The sequence below is a fragment of the Actinosynnema sp. NPDC023587 genome, assembly GCF_040640215.1.
Taxonomy (GTDB): Bacteria; Actinomycetota; Actinomycetes; order Mycobacteriales; family Pseudonocardiaceae; genus Actinosynnema.
Genome location: NZ_JBFABG010000023.1, coordinates 1 through 16,728, shown reverse-complemented (window position 1 = coordinate 16,728; position 16,728 = coordinate 1). Strand labels below are relative to the sequence as shown.

The window sequence follows — 16,728 nt, the reverse complement described above, 5'->3', positions numbered from 1 at the left end:
GCACCAGTTCCCCCACAACCCGGTGCGCGACCATCCGGCCACGATGGTGGTCTCCGCCGCCGAGCCGGCGCGTCGCTCTGACCGTACCCACTAACGTGGTGGCGTTCGGCGGCGATCTCCAGGCATGGACGGGACCAGCGAGTACACGCACCTTAAACGCAGGTTCAGCAGAGACATGGCCAACGGCGTCGCCGAACTGGCCCGACTGGGATACCCGGCGAGGATCTTCCACCGCATGCTCGCCGAGCTCGGCGCGGTAGAGGCCGCCAGGAGGTTGGTACTGGACCCGAAGCCGTCCTACGGGCTGTGGAGACTGCGCGACCTCCACCGGCTGGACGCCAGCGTGGAGATGTGGGTCCTCCTGCCCTGGTACGAGCTACTCTTCGACGACTCGGTCCGGGAACAGGCCGCACGCAAATTACGACTGCTCGATGTCGACGTCGACCGTGAACTCGGACAACTCGCCGCACGCCTCACGCCGACGAACTGACCTTTCCCTCCACCGGGCACACACCGCCCAGGACCCGGAGTTCCTCGCCAGCCGCTGCCGCCGCTCGTCCACCAGTGACATCTCCGACGACCGCCGATCGCCCGGACCGCACCTTGGTTCCGGCTTGCGGCCGACGGCCTCAGTCACCACATCCGCGGAGGTAGCCACTGTGACCGACACGGAAAGCCCTCGGGCCACGTCCGGTCTGCCCGGGGCGGAGTTGCCGGCACCCGTGGCCACGTTGGCCGTCTGGTCCGGCTGGGTTCCGTTCGACGTGCTGCCCGTGGCGGCCCCGCGGCTGCCGGGGGTGTACCTGGCGGCCGTCGCCGGAGTGCTGGTCTACGTGGGCATGGCCGGAGACCGCCGGGGAGCGGGACTGCGTGGCAGGATGATCGCCTACCGGACCGGCAAGGCGGCTGTCTCCGGCCTCGGCCGTGCCGTGCTCGACCGGGCTTTCAACGACCAGGACTTCCTCACCAGACGCCTCACCGCACTGACCACCGGACAACGGTTGGACGCCAAGGGCTGGGCGGCCTTGGCCGTGAAGGAGGCCGGCCTGTGGCTGTGCTGGGCCACAACCGCCGACCGCGCCGCCGCCGTGCAGTTGGAGCATGACGTCCTCACCGCCCTGCGCCGGCAACATTTGTGGAACCTCCGCCGTCCCTAGTACTTCCCAACAAGCCAGTCGACGTTGGCCACCCCCGACTCCCAGACCGGACTTAACGGCCTGACCTCTCTCGACCCTGAACCAGTACCTCGCCGGACCATCATGCAGGTCGGACATCGGCTCGCAGCCATGATGCCGGGTCGTCGGCGGGCCGGACGAGTGGAAACGATCGATGCCCGTCTGGCAGAGGGGGTGCCGTGAGATCGGGAGGGCTTGCCGGATCAGGCAAGCCCTGTCTGTTCCGGCAAGCCTCTCGTACGCCCCGAGGTAGGAAGTCGGCGAACCGCTGGCGGGCCCCTCGGTCGTTCCGCGATCACCCGTGCCCTCGCCGGTATCCGGCCCACGTTGGCCGAACGGGGCTGTCGGACTGAGGCTGGTCGGCGGTGGCGAACCCTGGCCGAGGTCATCGAGCACCCCGGCGGGTTGGGCACGGACGCCAGCGAGGTCGGAGGCCAACACCCTGCGGCGACCACGGTCAACCGGCACCGTGCGCCGCCCAGCCACAGTGCAAGCACCGGCTGTGACACCGGGAATCCCTCCTGCGATGACACCGGCGCTTGGACGCGAAACTGGACTCGACCACGTGCAGAAAGGCCGCGTGCGACGCCCTGAGAGCGGCGCCGCAGGCCGACGACGGCCCGCCTCGCCCTGGCGGAGCGCCTGTCCTGACGATCCGGCGACAACCTCGAACATCGGGACCGCACGTCCCAGAGCATCGACCGCCAGTCAGGTGAACGCCCCGAGGTGGCCATCGATCCCGACGGCGAGGCTGACACGACTCTTCGTAGATACAGAAGTGCTCACCCCGAAGCACCGCCCGACCGACATACCATTCACCGCCGTTCACCTGCGGTTACGCGCCGATCAGCGCAGTTGAGCGCCGTTCGAAGAGCACTTCGGTGTGAATGAAGCCTGCAAAATCCCTCTACCAGCAGAAATGTCATCACCGCACGAAAACATGACCGACACGTGCCGTTGGGCCCGGTTCAGCGCCGTCCGACTCGCCTAACGGCTCCCATACTGCTCCCACAACCCGCTCCCACATGCTCCCCCAGCACACCAACCGGACGCAGCACTAACCCAGCCTTCAGCGACCGGGAATCGCACTATGACACAGCGATTCCTTTCTCAGGATGACATCAAAGCCGACTGTACCGAAGCGCGAGCGTCATCGCCTTTTAGCGAACTAAAATATTCTGAACTAGCCGCTCAGGGACCGCATCGAGTTCAGAGTTCAGCCCTGGGCGGGAAGTCGTTGACCGCGTCCGCCAGATATTGGGCGATTTGGCTGTGGTAGGCCGCGTTGGGTGCGCCGTTGGTGAGGTACTGCGGTGCGAGGTTGTTGAGGTTGGTGGAGTCTCGGACGGCCGCGTCGTAGTCGACGACGTAGTCCGCTCCCAGATCGTGTGGGTTGGCGGCGAGCAGGGCGTGGTTGAGGTTGCGGCGGTGGATTTCTCGCGGGTCGTCAGCCGCCAGGCCCAAGGGTGGGATGGTGGTGAGGATGACGTGGATGACGTCGCCGTTGGAGCGGGCGTGGCGCTTGAGGGCACCCGGATTGTCTTCTTTGATCAGTCGGGTGAGACTGGTATGGACCTCGGTGTCGGTGGCACCGTTGAGGATGTCGGTTGCTCCTGCGGCGACGATGACGGTACGGACGTTGGGCGCGGCGAGCGCGGTGCGGTGGAGTTCATTGGTGGCGTTGGCTGCCGTGAGTGCTCCGATATGAGTTCCGACGCCCGTAGTGCGGTAGGTGTGTTGGACATCGGCGGGGCTCAGGGTTCTTTGGTGAACACGGACGTCGGCGACGCTGCCACTGAAATTGTGCATGTACGTGCCGGCGTGCTTTCCACGGCCGATGGTGAGGGGGCCGTTGGAAGGGAAGGCGGTGGCGTCGGTAACGGTGTCTTCGAGGCTTCCGTTGACGTAGAGCCGCATGGTGCCTGTCGTGCGGTCGTAGGTAGCGGTGAGGTGGTACCAAGTGCCGCTTGCGGGTTCGTTGTCGGAGTAGGCGCGGCGTACCGGCGTAGTGGCACTGTCCTCGGGCAGGACGGAGAACGCCCAGCGCCGCTGGTCTCCGTCATAACCGAGGTGGAAGGCGTTGTACTGGGAGCCTTCCTGAGTGATGGCGGTCTGCCATCCGGCCGAGTTGGTCTTGAGCCAAGTGGAGACGCTGAAGCTCTTGGATGTGTCGATGACCTTGCCAGCGGTTCCCAGGTAGGCGGTGGTGCCGTTGAGGGTGACGGAGCCGTTGTGGTCGGTGCTCCAACTGGTGCCGCCGTGGAGGGTGGCGTGGTTGCTGCCGATGGTGTCGTGGGCGGTGGTGCCGGTGTTGTCGTCGAGGCGCCAGCGGGCGGCGTCGGGGATGCCGGCACGGCTGGCGTTGACCAGGCCTCCGGGGAGCGTGGCCCCGACACCGGCGAGTTTGCCGGGCAGTTGGTCGACCCACGTGTCGCGTTGGGTGCTGCCAGGCGGTGCAGTGGCGGTGAGATGGTCGCCGAGGACGACGACGGTGCCGTGACTGGTGTCCGGTGTCGACACGTCGACACCGGTGACGAAGTAGCTGTCGTTCAAAGTTGTGGTGAACGGCGTGCCGTCGGTGTTGGTCACCGTGTTGCCGGACGCGAGGAAGGTGGGTGCGGTGGCGTTTCCGTGCACCGGGGTGAGCGCGATCGCGTTCGGCAGGTGAAGGCTCACGACCAGATTGCCGTTCCCACCGGAGGGGAAGGTAACCGGGTCACTGAAGACTTCACCACCGGCGGGGAGGGTTACCGACGCGCTGCCCGCGAAGTTGAGCGCGGTGCCGGTGGTCGTGGCGGAGTCGGTTCCGCTCTGTGCGGCGATGGCGGCGGCACCGATGGTGACGGGAGCGTTGTTGAGGGCGTTGGAGAGTTTCACCCGCGCTTGGCCACCGGTAACGGTGGGGTGCAGAACTGTGCGCAGGGTCTTGTTGCCGAAGCCGTGGCCGTCCGGAGGGACGGTCGCCGCGTCGGCCGGTGCGGCCCAGCTTCCGATCCAGCCGGTGTCGATCGGTCGGGGTGCGATGGCCAGGACGTGCAATTCGGTGTCGCAGTCGTGGTCGAGCAGTGCGCTGCCGTAGTTGGGCAAGGTGATCGACTTGATCGTCTTGGTGGGGTCGGCGGACACGAAGATCGGGTGGATCACCGGCTGGTGCTGCGGTTGCCTGGTCAGCTTGTAGTTGCGGTAGGGCAGGGTGATGCCGGTGTGGTCCTGCGGAATCGGCTGTACCCAGTCACCGACTTCGGGGAACCACGGGTTGGACGTGGTTTCGTCGGTGTAGGTGATGGTGCCGAAGGCAGGCTTGGTGGTGCCGCAGGTGCTGAGGACGAGCAACCCGACGGAGTTGGCCTTGACCTGCTGGGCAGCGGGGAAGGGGATGGTCTGGCCGATCGCGATGACGTTGTCGTTTCCGGTCCCGGAGTTGGGGATCGGCATGGTGAATACGGCACCGTTGATGGCCACGGTGTTGCCGGGCGCGAGTCCGGCGGTGGCGAGGGTCTGCGTGGAGAGGGAGTAGCCGCTGTCACCGAAGTTGCCGGAGCCGTCGTCGGCGATGCCCTTGTTGTTCATCGCGTCGATGAAGCTCGACGTGGTGACGTTGTTGACCGGCTGGAACGTCAGGTAGTCCAAGCCGATGCGGTAGCGCAGTTGCGTCGAGTTCGGGTGCGTGCCGACCGTGCGGAAGGTGATGTCGTGCTCGCCCGCGCTCAGGTGCGCACCTCCCAGCCCGACGAAGGTCGCTGTGGCGGCGAGACTGTACCCGTCGACCGGCGTGACGTCGGTCTTGCCGATGGGGGTGCCGTCGACACTGACGCTGTAATTGCCGTAGTGGTCGGCTTTGGTGATCGCTGCGCCGATGGCGTAGTCCGCTTCGATCGGCACGGTCACCTTGAGCGTGAACGACTGTCCGACACCGTCACCCTCGAACCGACGCTGAGCGCTGCTGTTCCACGGCAAGGTGTTGATCACGTGCACGAACGGCTTGTCGCTGGACACGACCGGCAGGGCCTCGGCGTCGAGCCTCACCGTGGGCGACAGGTCGATGTAGTCGATGCCCACCTTGAAAGTCGACGCCGTCGATCCGGGCTTCTTGGTGATCTTGACAGCGAGTTCGTGTTGTCCTGCGGCCAGGTGTGCACTTGCGACCTGCTTGTCCACCACAGTCGATTGCGCGGCGGTAGGGCTGTATACGTTGCCCACCCACCGACCGTCGAGTTCGTACTCGGCGCTGTCCGGCAGCGTAGTCCCGTCGATCATGCCCATATCCACGTTGTAGTAGCCGGTTGCCGGCACGGTGAACGGGAATCGGATGCGGTCGGTGGTGCCACTGGTCGATGCGGTGGCGGTGACGTACTTGCCGCCTGAAGCGATCGCGTCGATGGTCACGGTGCCGGGAACCGTGCCCGTCGTGGTGACGGTCTCCGCTTCGATCCGCTGGGTGGGCGCGGGTGCGACGTAAGACGGGGCTACGTAGAAGCGGTAGGCTTGTGATTCCGGCGAAAGCTTGTGTGCGTCGTCGAAGCTGCGCACGTGCACGGTGTGGTAGCCGGGGCTCATGCTCGCGGGCAGGGTGATGGTGGCCTTACCGCCGTTGTTGGCCGCCCAGCCGCCCGTGGTGCCGAAGGTGCGATTGTAGTCGCAGTCGTTGGCGGTGGGCACGACTTCGGTCCCGGCACCGTTGAAGGTGTAGGTGAAGCCGACGATGTTCGCGGCACCCTTGGCGTCGAAGGTGACCGTGCCGGGCAGGTTCTGCGGGCGGCCCCAGAATCCGGCGGGGTAGTCGGCGCTGGTGATCGCGGGGGTGGCGGTGATCGGGTTGGGGCGGGCGGTGAAGTAGGACCAGTCCGACCAGGGCCCGGCCCACAAATTCTTGCCGGGGTCGCCGGGGAACTGGTTCTTCACCGCGACCTTGAAGGCGTAGTTGCCGTTGGGCAGGGGGTTGTTGGTGATCCACGCGCCTTGGCTACCGGAGGAGATGACCGTCGGTGGCGAGGAACCGGTGTTGGCCTTCATCGTGGTGCCGTCGGCGGTCCAGACTTCGTAGTACAGCTCCAGCGGAAGCGGCGAGTGGTTGTTGTCCGTGGCTGTCGCGTACAGCGTCGGCTTGGTGATCGGGGTGATGACTTTGCCGCCGCAGGTCACCGCGTTGCCCACCGACAGACCGGTGGCGGGGTTGGGCGGAAACGCGTACAGCACGTCCAAGTAGGGGTTGTTGGCGAACTTCTTCCACTGGTTGCGGTCGTTCTCGTTCGGAGAGCGGAGCCCGACGTGCAGGTGGTCCCAGTTGTTCGCGATGATGCCGGCGGCCGGGGACCAGGCGTTGAACGCCACGGCGCCCGTACCACCGCACTCAACTCCGGCGTGGGACCACTGGGTGTCGATCACACCGCCGTTCGGGCCCGGCCAGCGGGTACCCGAGTCGAATGCGTCGGTCTGGTACAGCGAGACGGGGTAGTCCTCGGTACACGAGGTACCGTGCTTCTGCACGGCGTAGATCATGGCACCGAACAGCACGGGCTCGCGACCGTTGCGCTCACGCAGTTCGTCGGCGGAGAAGCGGAAGAACGACCTGGCGACCCAACTGCCGCCGCAGCCGGTCCAGTTGCCGCACAGACCGACCTGGGCGTCCATGTTCGCGTTCCAGTAGTACCAACCGTTGCTGGTGACCTCGGCCCACCCGTCGTGGTGGCGGGACATCAGCGGGTCGATGTAGACCGGGTACTGGACGTCTTCGCCGCGCAGCGCCTCGGCGTCGGGGCTGATCGTGAGTTCTGCGGTCGTCAACGCCCCGTTGTCCACGGTGGTGGCGGAGACGTCCAGTGTGGACACCTTGCCGCTGCCGGGATCGGTCGCGGTCGGCTCGGGACCGCGCTTCTCGTCCTTGGTCGAGTCCCACATGATGGGGGTGGAGCCTTGGAACACCACTTGGCCGGTGTCATCCGTGGCGCTGAGTACGTCGCTGGTGCTGGTCAGATCGAGACCGACGGTCGCCGCGTGGAGCGTGAAGGACGACAGCGCGGGGTTTGCGGCGGCTTGCTCGTCCTTCACGATCAGGACTTCGGAGTAACCGGTGCTGTTCGCGGTGAGCTGGAGGTCGACGCCGGGCAGCAGTTCCGGGTAGGTCGCGCTGGACCCTGTGACGACCGGTGCGGGTAGCGGCGTCGGCCAACTGAGCGAGAACTCCTTGCCGCCTTCGCGCATCGTCACGAGCGGGGCGGTGCCACCGCCGGAGAAGGACACGTCGATCGGCGTCGCGGCCGGTGCGAGGGTGCCGTCGGTGGCGCGTGCGAGAGTCGTGTCGATGTCCTGCCAGGTATCGTTCTTCCTGGTGCGCACAGGCTTCGCGTGGGACCGCAGGGTGGAGGTGCCGTCCGGGTTTACCAGGACCGTGCTGGTCTCGGTGAGCTTGTCCGCCACCGGCACCGGCTCACCGGTGCGCTGCGCCTCGACGAGGGCGGTCTTCTCCCCTGCGGTGCGGACGTCCGCAGCCTGAGGAGCCACCGGTGGCGTCACCTCGGACTGGGCGATCGCAGCGGGAGCGAGCCCGACGACCGTCTGCACGGCCAGCGTGCAGACGGTCAGCGCCGCGAGCACGGCGGGTCGCTTGCGCATGGCGAAGCCAGAAGTTCTTGGACGCACTGGTCCCCCCGGACGGTTCCACGATGAGCCCGATTCGGGCCGGAGCAGACCCTAACCACCTCGACTACCTGCGGAGAACTTGTTGAAGTGTGGTTAAAGTCACATAGTGATGAAGTAACGTTCGTGAACCGAATTCACATGCCGGCGGATCACCGAAGATCGTCCACGGCAAGGGTTCCGGAGCCGCTTGGGATGTCTTAGTGTTCGCTGGCCTGTGACCGATCGCGGTCCTGTTCTCCGGGGGGCTTGAGACATGCTCGGTGGTACTTCCGCGCGCCCGTCGAACGTGATCCCGCCTCTGCCGGGGCGATCCAGACGCGTGCTGTCCCTGCTTCTCGCCGGTGTTGTGACCACCTCCCTGGTGGCAGGGTTGAGCTCGGATGTCGTGCGCAGCACCCAGATTCCGTTGCCCGAGCCGGAAAAGCTGACCCCGCGAGTGGAACTCGCAATGCCGGCACAGGCAGACCCGGTGCGCGAGCCGGCTCCGATGGAGTTGCGCGACGCGACCTGGCCGCGCGCCGGCGAAGCCTCGGTTTCTGCGGGAGGAGCCCCGCAGCGTGCGGGCGAACTTCCGGTGACGGTTGCGGTCGAGGGCGGCCAGGAGAAACAGGTCGACGTCGAGGTCGCCGACCAGGACATCGCACGGAAAGCCGGTGTCACCGGCGTGGTGCTCGCGGTGAAGCCGGCCGAGCGCGCCGACACTCGCATGTCCGTGGGCGTGGACTACTCCGGGTTCCACCACGCCGTCGGTGGCGACTACGGTGCGCGGCTCAAGCTCGAACGACTCCCCGACTGCGCCCTCACCACACCGGAAGTCCCCCAGTGCCAGGTCCGTACCCCCCTGCCCACGACGAATGACACCGCAGGGCGAACCGTGACGGCGCGCGTCGCCACCGAAACGACGGTGTTCGCCGCTACCGCCGGCGGCGAAGGCGCGAACGGCACGTTCCAGGCATCCTCGCTGTCCCCGTCAGGCACCTGGTCGGTGTCCGGTAACTCCGGCTCGTTCTCGTGGAGCCACCCGATCGCGGTGCCTCCCGCTGCCGCAGGCAGCTCGGCCTCTCCATCGGTCGCACTGTCGTACAGCTCGTCCGCTGTGGACGGTAAGACGATCTCGACCAACAACCAGGGCTCCTGGATCGGCCAAGGTTGGAGCTACTCGCCGGGCTCGATCGAACGCAGCTACCGCACCTGCTCCGAGGACAAGGCGCTGCCGCAGGAGCAGCAGACCGGCGACCTGTGCTGGGCCGGACAGATCGTCACCCTGAGCCTCGGCGGACAATCCACCGAGTTGGTCTACGAACAGGCCACGAACACCTGGCATGAGGCCAACGATCGCGGATCGCGGATCGAACTGCTAACCGGTGCGGCCAACGGCGCCAACGGCGGCGAGCATTGGAAGATCACCAACACCGCCGGGGTCAGCTACTACTTCGGCCGTGATCGCGGCCCAGGCTACACGAACCAGGAGCAGACCGACTCGGCCTGGACCATTCCGGTCTACGGGCCCCGAGCGGGCGACCAATGCCACAATCCCGGCGGATTCGCCTCCTCCTGGTGCATGCAGGCGTGGCGCTGGAACCTCGACTTCGTCGAGGACACCCACGGCAACGTCACCGCCTACTACTACTCGCCGGAGACCAACCGCTACGGCGCCAACAACCAGACCACCGGCGTGGCCTACACCCGTGGTGGCACGCTCAAGCGCATCGACTACGGCCTGCGCATCGTCAACAATTCGATCTACGGCACGGCGGCGCCCAACCAGGTCGTGTTCGACGGCGCGGAGCGCTGCCAGACCGGCGGCGCATTCGATTGTGACCCGACGAAGTTCAACGCAGAGAACGCCAAGTACTGGCCGGACGTGCCGCAGGACCAGGAGTGCAAGGCGGGCGCGGTGTGCAATCTGCACTCGCCGTCGTACTGGTCCACCAAGCGACTGACCACCATCACGACGCAGTACAACACCGGCGCAGGCCCGGTCAAGGTGGACGAGTACCGCCTGGTCCATCAGTTCCCCAACGCGCTGGACACGGTCAAGGAACTGCTTCTCGCCTCCATCACCCGCACGGGTTTCAAGGGTACGAGTTCGCTCGCGTTGCCGCCGGTCACGTTCGCCTACCAGCCGCTGGACAACCGCGTTGTGGGCTACCACAACATGCCCGCGATGGCGCACAAGCGCCTGACCGAGATCCGGACCGAGACCGGCTCGGTGATCAGACCCACCTACAGTGCCCGGGACTGCTCACAAAACGACGTTCCCAGCGACCTGGCCAACAACACCCGGCGCTGCTACCCGGTCTACTGGACCCAGCCGTTCAACCAGAACCCGACCCTGGACTTCTTCCACAAATACGTGGTCGAGAAGATCGAGGTGCAGGACCTCAACGCCCTGTCACCCACCCAGGTCACCTCCTACACCTATCCGGGTTCCCCGGCCTGGCACTACGACGACGTTGAACTCGTCCGCCCCGAACACCGCACCTACGGCCAGTACCGCGGCTACGGCAAGGTCGAGAAGCGCACCGGCGACCCCGGCAACACCTACGACGGCGTCGCCGACAAGCGAACCCTGACCCGCACCACCTACTTCCGCGGCATGAACGGCGACACCTTGACCGGCGGCGGGCTTCGCACCGCGACCGTCTCCAACTCACTCGGCGAGACCGTCACGGACCACGCCAAGTTCGCCGACACCACATTCGAAGAAGAGACGTTCAACGGTGACGGCGGCGCACGTCTGTCCACCAAGATCAACGAGCTCTCGGTCATCGGCACCACCGCGACACGCCTGCGCACCGGACTGCCGGCGCTGACTGCCGACATCGTCGCGCCGACGCGCACCAGGGGCATCACCGACCTCGCCGCGGGCGGCACCCGGACCGCCACCACGACCAGCCGTTACGACGCCACCGGCAGGCTGGCCGATCGCACCGAATCCGGTACCGGTGTCCCCGACCTGTGCACCAGGACAACCTATGCGGACAACACGGCCGCCTGGGTCCGCGACCGCGTCGCGCAAACGACCGTGTCTCAACAGACCTGCCCTGCCGATGGCGTCGCTCAGACGTCGATCCTCACCTCGGCACGCACCTACTTCGACCACCACACGACCCTGGGCCAGGTCACCGTCGGCGATGCCACCCGGGCCGACGTCGCCACCGCCAACACAGGTGACCAGTTGTCGTTCGCCACCAACGGCACCCTCACCTATGACGCCACCGGGCGTGTGCTCTCCAAGACGGACGCGCTCCAGCGCACCACGAGCACCGCCTACACCCCGGCCGAGGGAGGCGTGCTCACCAAGTCCGTCACCACCAACCCGAAGAACCAGAACAGCACCATCGAACTCGACCCCGGACGCGGCATCCCCACCGCCAGCATCGACGTCGGGTCCCGCCGCACCGACGCCGACTACGACGCCCTCGGCCGTCTCATCGCGGTGTGGAAGCCGGGCCAGAGCAAGAACGCGTCCCACCCCGCGACCGAGACGTACTCGTACCTGGTCCGCAACGACGGGCCGCTCGCTGTCACCACCAGTACCTTCGTCGACTACGGCGCGGGAATCAACCGTCTGACCAAGATCGACCTGTTCGACGCTTTCGGGCAGCTCCGCCAGACCCAAGCGGACGCCGTCGGCGGAGGCACGGTCGGCAAGGACGTCTTCTACGACTCCCACGGTCGGATCCGCCACACCTACAACCACTGGACCGCCACCGGAGCACCTGCTACCGCTCTCGTCGGTTACAACGCATCGCAGATCGACGACCGTGCGGTCACCGACTACGACGGTGCCGGTCGCGCAACGCTCGTCACCGCCTACAAGGGAACGACAGCCACCTGGAAGACCAGGACCGTGCACGGTGGCGACCGCACCACGGTCTTCCCGCCTCAAGGCGGCACCACCAGAACCGTCGTGACAGACACCCGTGGCAGGCAGACCGAATCCCGCGACTACACCGCGCTGCCGACTATCACCGGCGACACCGTCACCGGCGGTGCTTTCCAGACGACCACCCACGAGTACTCCCCCGCGGGGCAACTGAAGAAGATCACCGACCCGGTCGGAAACGACTGGACGTTCGACTACGACTTCCTCGGCCGCAAGACCAGCCAGAGCGACCCGGACGCGGGCACGACGAGCACCACCTACGACCTGGCAGGACAGGTCCTCACCACCACCGACGCACGCGGCCAGACGCTGGCATTCGCCTACGACGTCCTGGGCCGCAGAACCGCCGAGCACGCAGACTCGACCAGCGGCACCAAGCTCGCCGAATGGCGCTACGACGGAGCTACCAACGGCGTTGGTCTGCCGTACTACTCCACCCGTTACACCCCGAACGGGGCATACGACTCAGGACCGACGCACTACAACGGGCAGGGCCTGCCGGGCAAGGTCCTGGTCCGCATCCCGGCCGCCGAGACCGGCCTGAACGCCACCTACACGACCTCGTACGGCTACACGACCACCGGTCTGCTCAATGCAGTCCAGTACCCCAGCGGCGGCGGGTTGGTCAGCGAAGCCGTGGGCATCAACTACAACAACCACGGCAAACCGACGATCACCTCATCCGCCAACAACGTCTACGTCTCGAACGCGCTGTACACCCCGTTCGGCGAGGCACGCCAGTACACCCTCGGGCCGAGCCACAACCACGCCAGCCTCACCTACGACTACGACGCCCAAACACGACGCCTCACCCAGACCAACATCAGCGCGCAGACCGCCGACGCCCAACTCGACGACACCCTCTACTCGTACGACCCCGCAGGCAACGTCACGAAGGCCGTCAACACCCAGGGCCGCGCGGGCCAGGCCCCGGTGCGCACCCAGTGCTACAAGTACGACGCGCTGCGCCGCCTGACCGACGGATGGACCGCGACCGACGACTGCGCAGCCACCCCGTCCACCGCCCAAGGACACACCAACATCGGCGGCCCCACCCCCTACTGGACCTCCTGGACCTTCGAACCCGGCGGTCTGCGCACCAACCAGACCCAGCACGCCCTGCCCGGCACCACCGGCGACACCACGACCACTTACACCCACCCGGCCAGTGAGACCGCGCAACCTCACTCCCTGACCAACGCCACCACGACCGGCCCGTCGGGTTCCACGCTGTCGACCTACGGCTACGACCAGTCGGGCAACACCACCCGCCGCACCCTGCCCACCGGCGAGCAGACCCTCACCTGGGACAAGGAGAACCGGCTCGACGTCATCACCTCACCTGAAGGCACCACCGAGTACGTCTACGACGCTGACGGCAACCAACTCCTCCGCCGGGACCCCGGCAAAACCACCCTGTACCTGCCCGGCCAGGAACTGACCCGCGCCACCAACGGCACCGTCACCGGCACCCGCTACTACACCCACAACGGCACCACCGTCGCGCTGCGCGTGGCCGGCACCAACCCCGTCTACCTCGCCTCCGACCTGCATGGCACGAACTCCCTCGCAGTCCAGTCCGTCGGCTTCGCCGTCAGTCGACGCACCTTCGACCCGTACGGCAACCCGCTCGGCCTCGTTGAAGGCATTCTCTGGCCCGACCGACACGGCTTCCTCAACAAACCCGTAAGCGAAATCACCGGCCTCACCGACATCGGTGCACGGAAATACGACCCCGCCACCGGAAGATTCATCAGCGTCGATCCCATCCTTGACTTGAACAACTCGCAGCAGTGGACCGGCTACGCTTACACCGATAACAATCCCACCACCTACAGTGACCCAACTGGCCTCCTCCGGCAATGCGGCGTCGACGGTGCGGGCTGCGGTAGTCGTAATTATGACAAGTGTTGCGGCCCCTCCGTCGACACGCTCCCGTTTATCAGTTACAAGCCGGCCGACGGCCTGGTCGTTACCTATGACCGGCGCGCGCGAAGGTATTACGTGAACGAAGTTCAGGTTCCGGCATCGGCTCCTGAAATGAGAAAATTGTTGACAGCCGCGAAAGAAGACCTGCCCAGAGTTCCTTATCGGAGGGATGCGGAGTTCGGCCTCCTGCTGGAGGAGCAGGTGTACATGCTGCTGGAGAGAGCCTGCGACGCCTTGCCCAGCTCCGACTGCTCGGCAGGTTTCATGTCGGACCTGATGCTCCAAAGGCCCGATGTCGGCATGGGGACCGACGCGCTCGTGTCGATGGCCGGCGCGGCCATCGGTGGTGCCGGCGCTTTCAGGATGGGGCGGTGGAAGCCGGGCGATGACCCCTTTGCCCCTAAAGCATCGGGGGACAATCCGGCATGGTCGACGGTGCGGGCACGATTCTGGAAGAACGAGGCCGATGAACCGAGTGCCGCTGACCAGTACGGTGCCGCGAATGTTTCACGAATGAAGCGCGGCTCGGCTCCTCAACGAACCAACCCGACAACGGGCGAACTGGAGTCGATGGAGTTGAGCCATGAGCCTGTGCCACTACGAGCGGGCGGCACCTCGGTAACTCCACGCTGGCCGGATGAGCACGCTATGCTGGATCCACATCGGCACCTGAAGAGAAAATAATGGGGTGACGGCCTCGATGGAAGAGTTCGGCGAGCGCTTCATTCGTGAGCAGGTCGACGTGATCGATGTTGACGGGATGCAGGTCCACCGGCGCCTACTTGTTCCGCAAGTTCGCCCCGGAGGCTCACTCCGCGTCACCTTTGAGCGACACACTGGAGAAGTCGACCAAGCAATTTGCATTTCGACCACGAAAGGAAATCTCCGAATCGGTGAGACTAAAGGCAGTCGATTCGTGCTCTGGGCGGACCACAGTCCGCCCGAATCCAACGTAATGCTCACGAACCGCGTTCCTACGGACGTCGTCCTATGGAATGCATGGAAACGGCGAGGGGGCGGAATCGATGCCGCTCTCAGGTATGCGGGCATGCTGATAGACGAAATCGAGCCTTCGGTGTGGCACCTACGCTGCAGTGATGGCATCGGACCTCCGGAATTCAACGATTTGATCCTTCGCGTGGAGCTTTGTCGATCATAGGTGGAACCGAAGTCCTGGAAACATCAGGCAGGTTCAGAGGGTCATAGCATCTGACGGGTCAATCGCCTGACCGGACTTTCCCGAACGTCGACAAACGAGGTGCTTCGCAGCCGGGTCGGATTTACGAGTTTGACGTCCCAGCCCCGGGCGGCGGCACGCGCACTGTTAGAATCCGTGACGATGCAGGTGGACACACCTTCAAGGATGACCCGTCGCAAAACCGAGGACCGCACTTCAACACAGAGAATGGTGATCACTATGACTACTAAGACGACGTCTCATGTGGCGATCTTCGCCAGTCGTTTGAAGCAGGTCAGTGTTGCAGCGAGGGTGAGGAAGGCGCAGTAGTTGTCGGCGTGGCGTTCGTAGCGGATGGTCAGTCGGCGGTAGCCGGTCAACCAGGAGATGGTGCGTTCGACGACCCAGCGGTGTCGGCCGAGTCGGTCGGAGGACTCGATGCCTTTGCGTGCGATGCGCGGGACGATGCCGCGCCGGCGTAACCATCGGCGGAGGTGGTCGATGTCGTAGGCCTTGTCGGCGTGCAGCTTCGCCGGTCGGAAGCGCCGAGGTCCGCGCCGGGACCGGATGCGCGGGATGGCCATGAGCATGGGCTTGAGTGCCTGGCTGTCGTGCAGGTTCGCCGCGGACACGCCTACGGCCAGCGGCAGACCGGCACGGTCGGACACCACGTGGATCTTCGAGCCGGGCTTGCCGCGGTCGACCGGGTTCGGGCCGGTCATGTCGCCCCTTTTTTCGCCCGGACCGAGGCTGCGTCCAGGATCGCCCGCGACCAGTCGACCTCCCCGCGCGAGCCGAGTTCGTCCAGTACGGCCTGGTGCAGGCGACGCCACAACGCCGCCTCGGTCCACTGGGTGAACCGGCGGTGCGCGGTCGGCACGGTGACACCGAACGACGGCGGCAACTCCCGCCACCCGCACCCGCTGGTCAACACGTAGACGATCGCGGTGAACACCGCCCGGTCGTCCACCGGCGCCGTCCCGCCGCCCTGCGGCCGGGCAGCGAACTTCGGGAGCAACGGCTCGGCCAACGTCCACAACTCATCGGGCACCAACCGCAACGACAACCGATCAACCACGATCCAAGATCATGACACGACCATCAACACCACGTGAGACGTGGTCTAAGCGCATCGCCATTCGCCGTGAAGTTGTGCGTGACTGGCCGAGCTTCGTGGGTGATTCGGAGATCCCGGTAGCAGTAGGTGTGACCTCTGTTGAGGTGCGGCGGCGAGTTGATGAGTCTGTCGCTTCGGCAGCCGTGGTAGCTGCGACTGCTCTGGGGGCTGCTCTAGGCGAGTTGCTGCCTTCTTACCAGGGAAGACTCTGGATCGTGGGGATCGGACGGCCGACCCTTCGTTCTAACCGTGTGGCGGCCTACAACGCTGGGCAGGACAAGCTCTGGGTGGCTCTCGAAAAGTCTGGCATTGTGCTGCCGGCCGGAAGTCGTGCCGAATCCGAGATTGAGCCCTCCGCTGATGTTCTGCGGTTCTGTGGGGCGATCGAACTGACCACCGCCGAACTTCCGCTGGCATTAGAAGTGACTCGACGCGAGAATGCAATTTGCGTTGGCAGTATTGATCAGTCAAGCGGCTTCGATTGGGAGCGACTCATATCGTCATCTGCCCCAGTGCCAAATGACGCTGTGGGGCTCCTTCGAGCTGTGCTGCGTCAGATGTCCGGTGGCATGTTCGCCGCTAGGTCATTCGGTCAGTTTGATGACGCCATCGTCACCTCGGAAGCCTTCGGAGAGAATGAAGTACTGAATCGACTTGAATCGATTCTTGAGCGAGCTGCGTAGCTGAGATCGAGGGTCACCCTGTGAGCCTTTTTCATCCTGGTCTGGATGTGTTGGTACGCAAGGAATGTCGGTCACAAACCGGCAGCGGTCGGCGGGTCGGTGTCCGGACATGGCGA

At 65.4% G+C, this 16,728-nt stretch carries 7 protein-coding genes; 5 read left to right on the top strand and 2 right to left on the bottom strand.

What is annotated here, in order from left to right:
- Window positions 1–124 precede the first annotated feature (124 nt).
- On the top strand, window positions 125–490 hold the full coding sequence (locus AB0G01_RS33390; protein ID WP_360954239.1) for a hypothetical protein: 366 nt from the start codon (window positions 125–127) through the stop codon (window positions 488–490).
- Window positions 491–659: 169 nt separating this feature from the next.
- Window positions 660–1,157: a hypothetical protein gene (locus AB0G01_RS33385; RefSeq protein WP_360954236.1), complete on the top strand. Its 498-nt coding sequence runs from the start codon at window positions 660–662 to the stop codon at window positions 1,155–1,157.
- Window positions 1,158–2,384: 1,227 nt separating this feature from the next.
- On the opposite strand, the gene AB0G01_RS33380 is transcribed toward AB0G01_RS33385, so the two are convergent.
- Window positions 2,385–7,787 (bottom strand): LamG-like jellyroll fold domain-containing protein, encoded by a 5,403-nt coding sequence (locus AB0G01_RS33380; RefSeq protein ID WP_360954233.1) that lies wholly within the window; start codon window positions 7,785–7,787, stop codon window positions 2,385–2,387.
- Between the two features lie 346 nt (window positions 7,788–8,133).
- Between AB0G01_RS33380 and AB0G01_RS33375 the strand changes: the two genes are divergently transcribed.
- Together AB0G01_RS33375 and AB0G01_RS33370 are read left to right on the top strand one after the other, a co-directional pair.
- Complete coding sequence (locus tag AB0G01_RS33375; RefSeq protein WP_360954231.1) at window positions 8,134–14,319, top strand: RHS repeat-associated core domain-containing protein; 6,186 nt, start codon at window positions 8,134–8,136, stop codon at window positions 14,317–14,319.
- Window positions 14,320–14,844: 525 nt separating this feature from the next.
- Window positions 14,845–15,063 carry an HNH/endonuclease VII fold putative polymorphic toxin gene (locus AB0G01_RS33370; protein ID WP_360954360.1) on the top strand — a complete coding sequence of 73 codons (219 nt, stop codon included), beginning with the start codon at window positions 14,845–14,847 and terminating at the stop codon, window positions 15,061–15,063.
- A 9-nt stretch (window positions 15,064–15,072) separates the two neighbouring features.
- On the opposite strand, the gene AB0G01_RS33365 is transcribed toward AB0G01_RS33370, so the two are convergent.
- Window positions 15,073–15,878, bottom strand: a protein-coding gene (locus AB0G01_RS33365) for an IS5 family transposase (RefSeq protein ID WP_360954357.1) whose coding sequence is annotated in 2 segments (ribosomal slippage) — window positions 15,073–15,536 and window positions 15,536–15,878 — 807 coding nt in all. Because the reading frame shifts where the segments join, the coding sequence is not laid out codon by codon here.
- 266 nt (window positions 15,879–16,144) lie between these two features.
- Here AB0G01_RS33365 and AB0G01_RS33360 point away from each other — a divergent pair.
- Window positions 16,145–16,612, top strand: coding sequence for a hypothetical protein (locus AB0G01_RS33360; RefSeq protein WP_360954229.1), 468 nt, complete (start codon window positions 16,145–16,147; stop codon window positions 16,610–16,612).
- Window positions 16,613–16,728 lie beyond the last annotated feature (116 nt).

Coding starts and splice junctions, on each gene's coding strand:
- AB0G01_RS33390 (WP_360954239.1), top strand. CDS start 125: ATGGACGGGACCAGCGAGTACACGCACCTTAAACGCAGGTTCAGCAGA.
- AB0G01_RS33380 (WP_360954233.1), bottom strand. CDS start 7,787: ATGCGCAAGCGACCCGCCGTGCTCGCGGCGCTGACCGTCTGCACGCTG.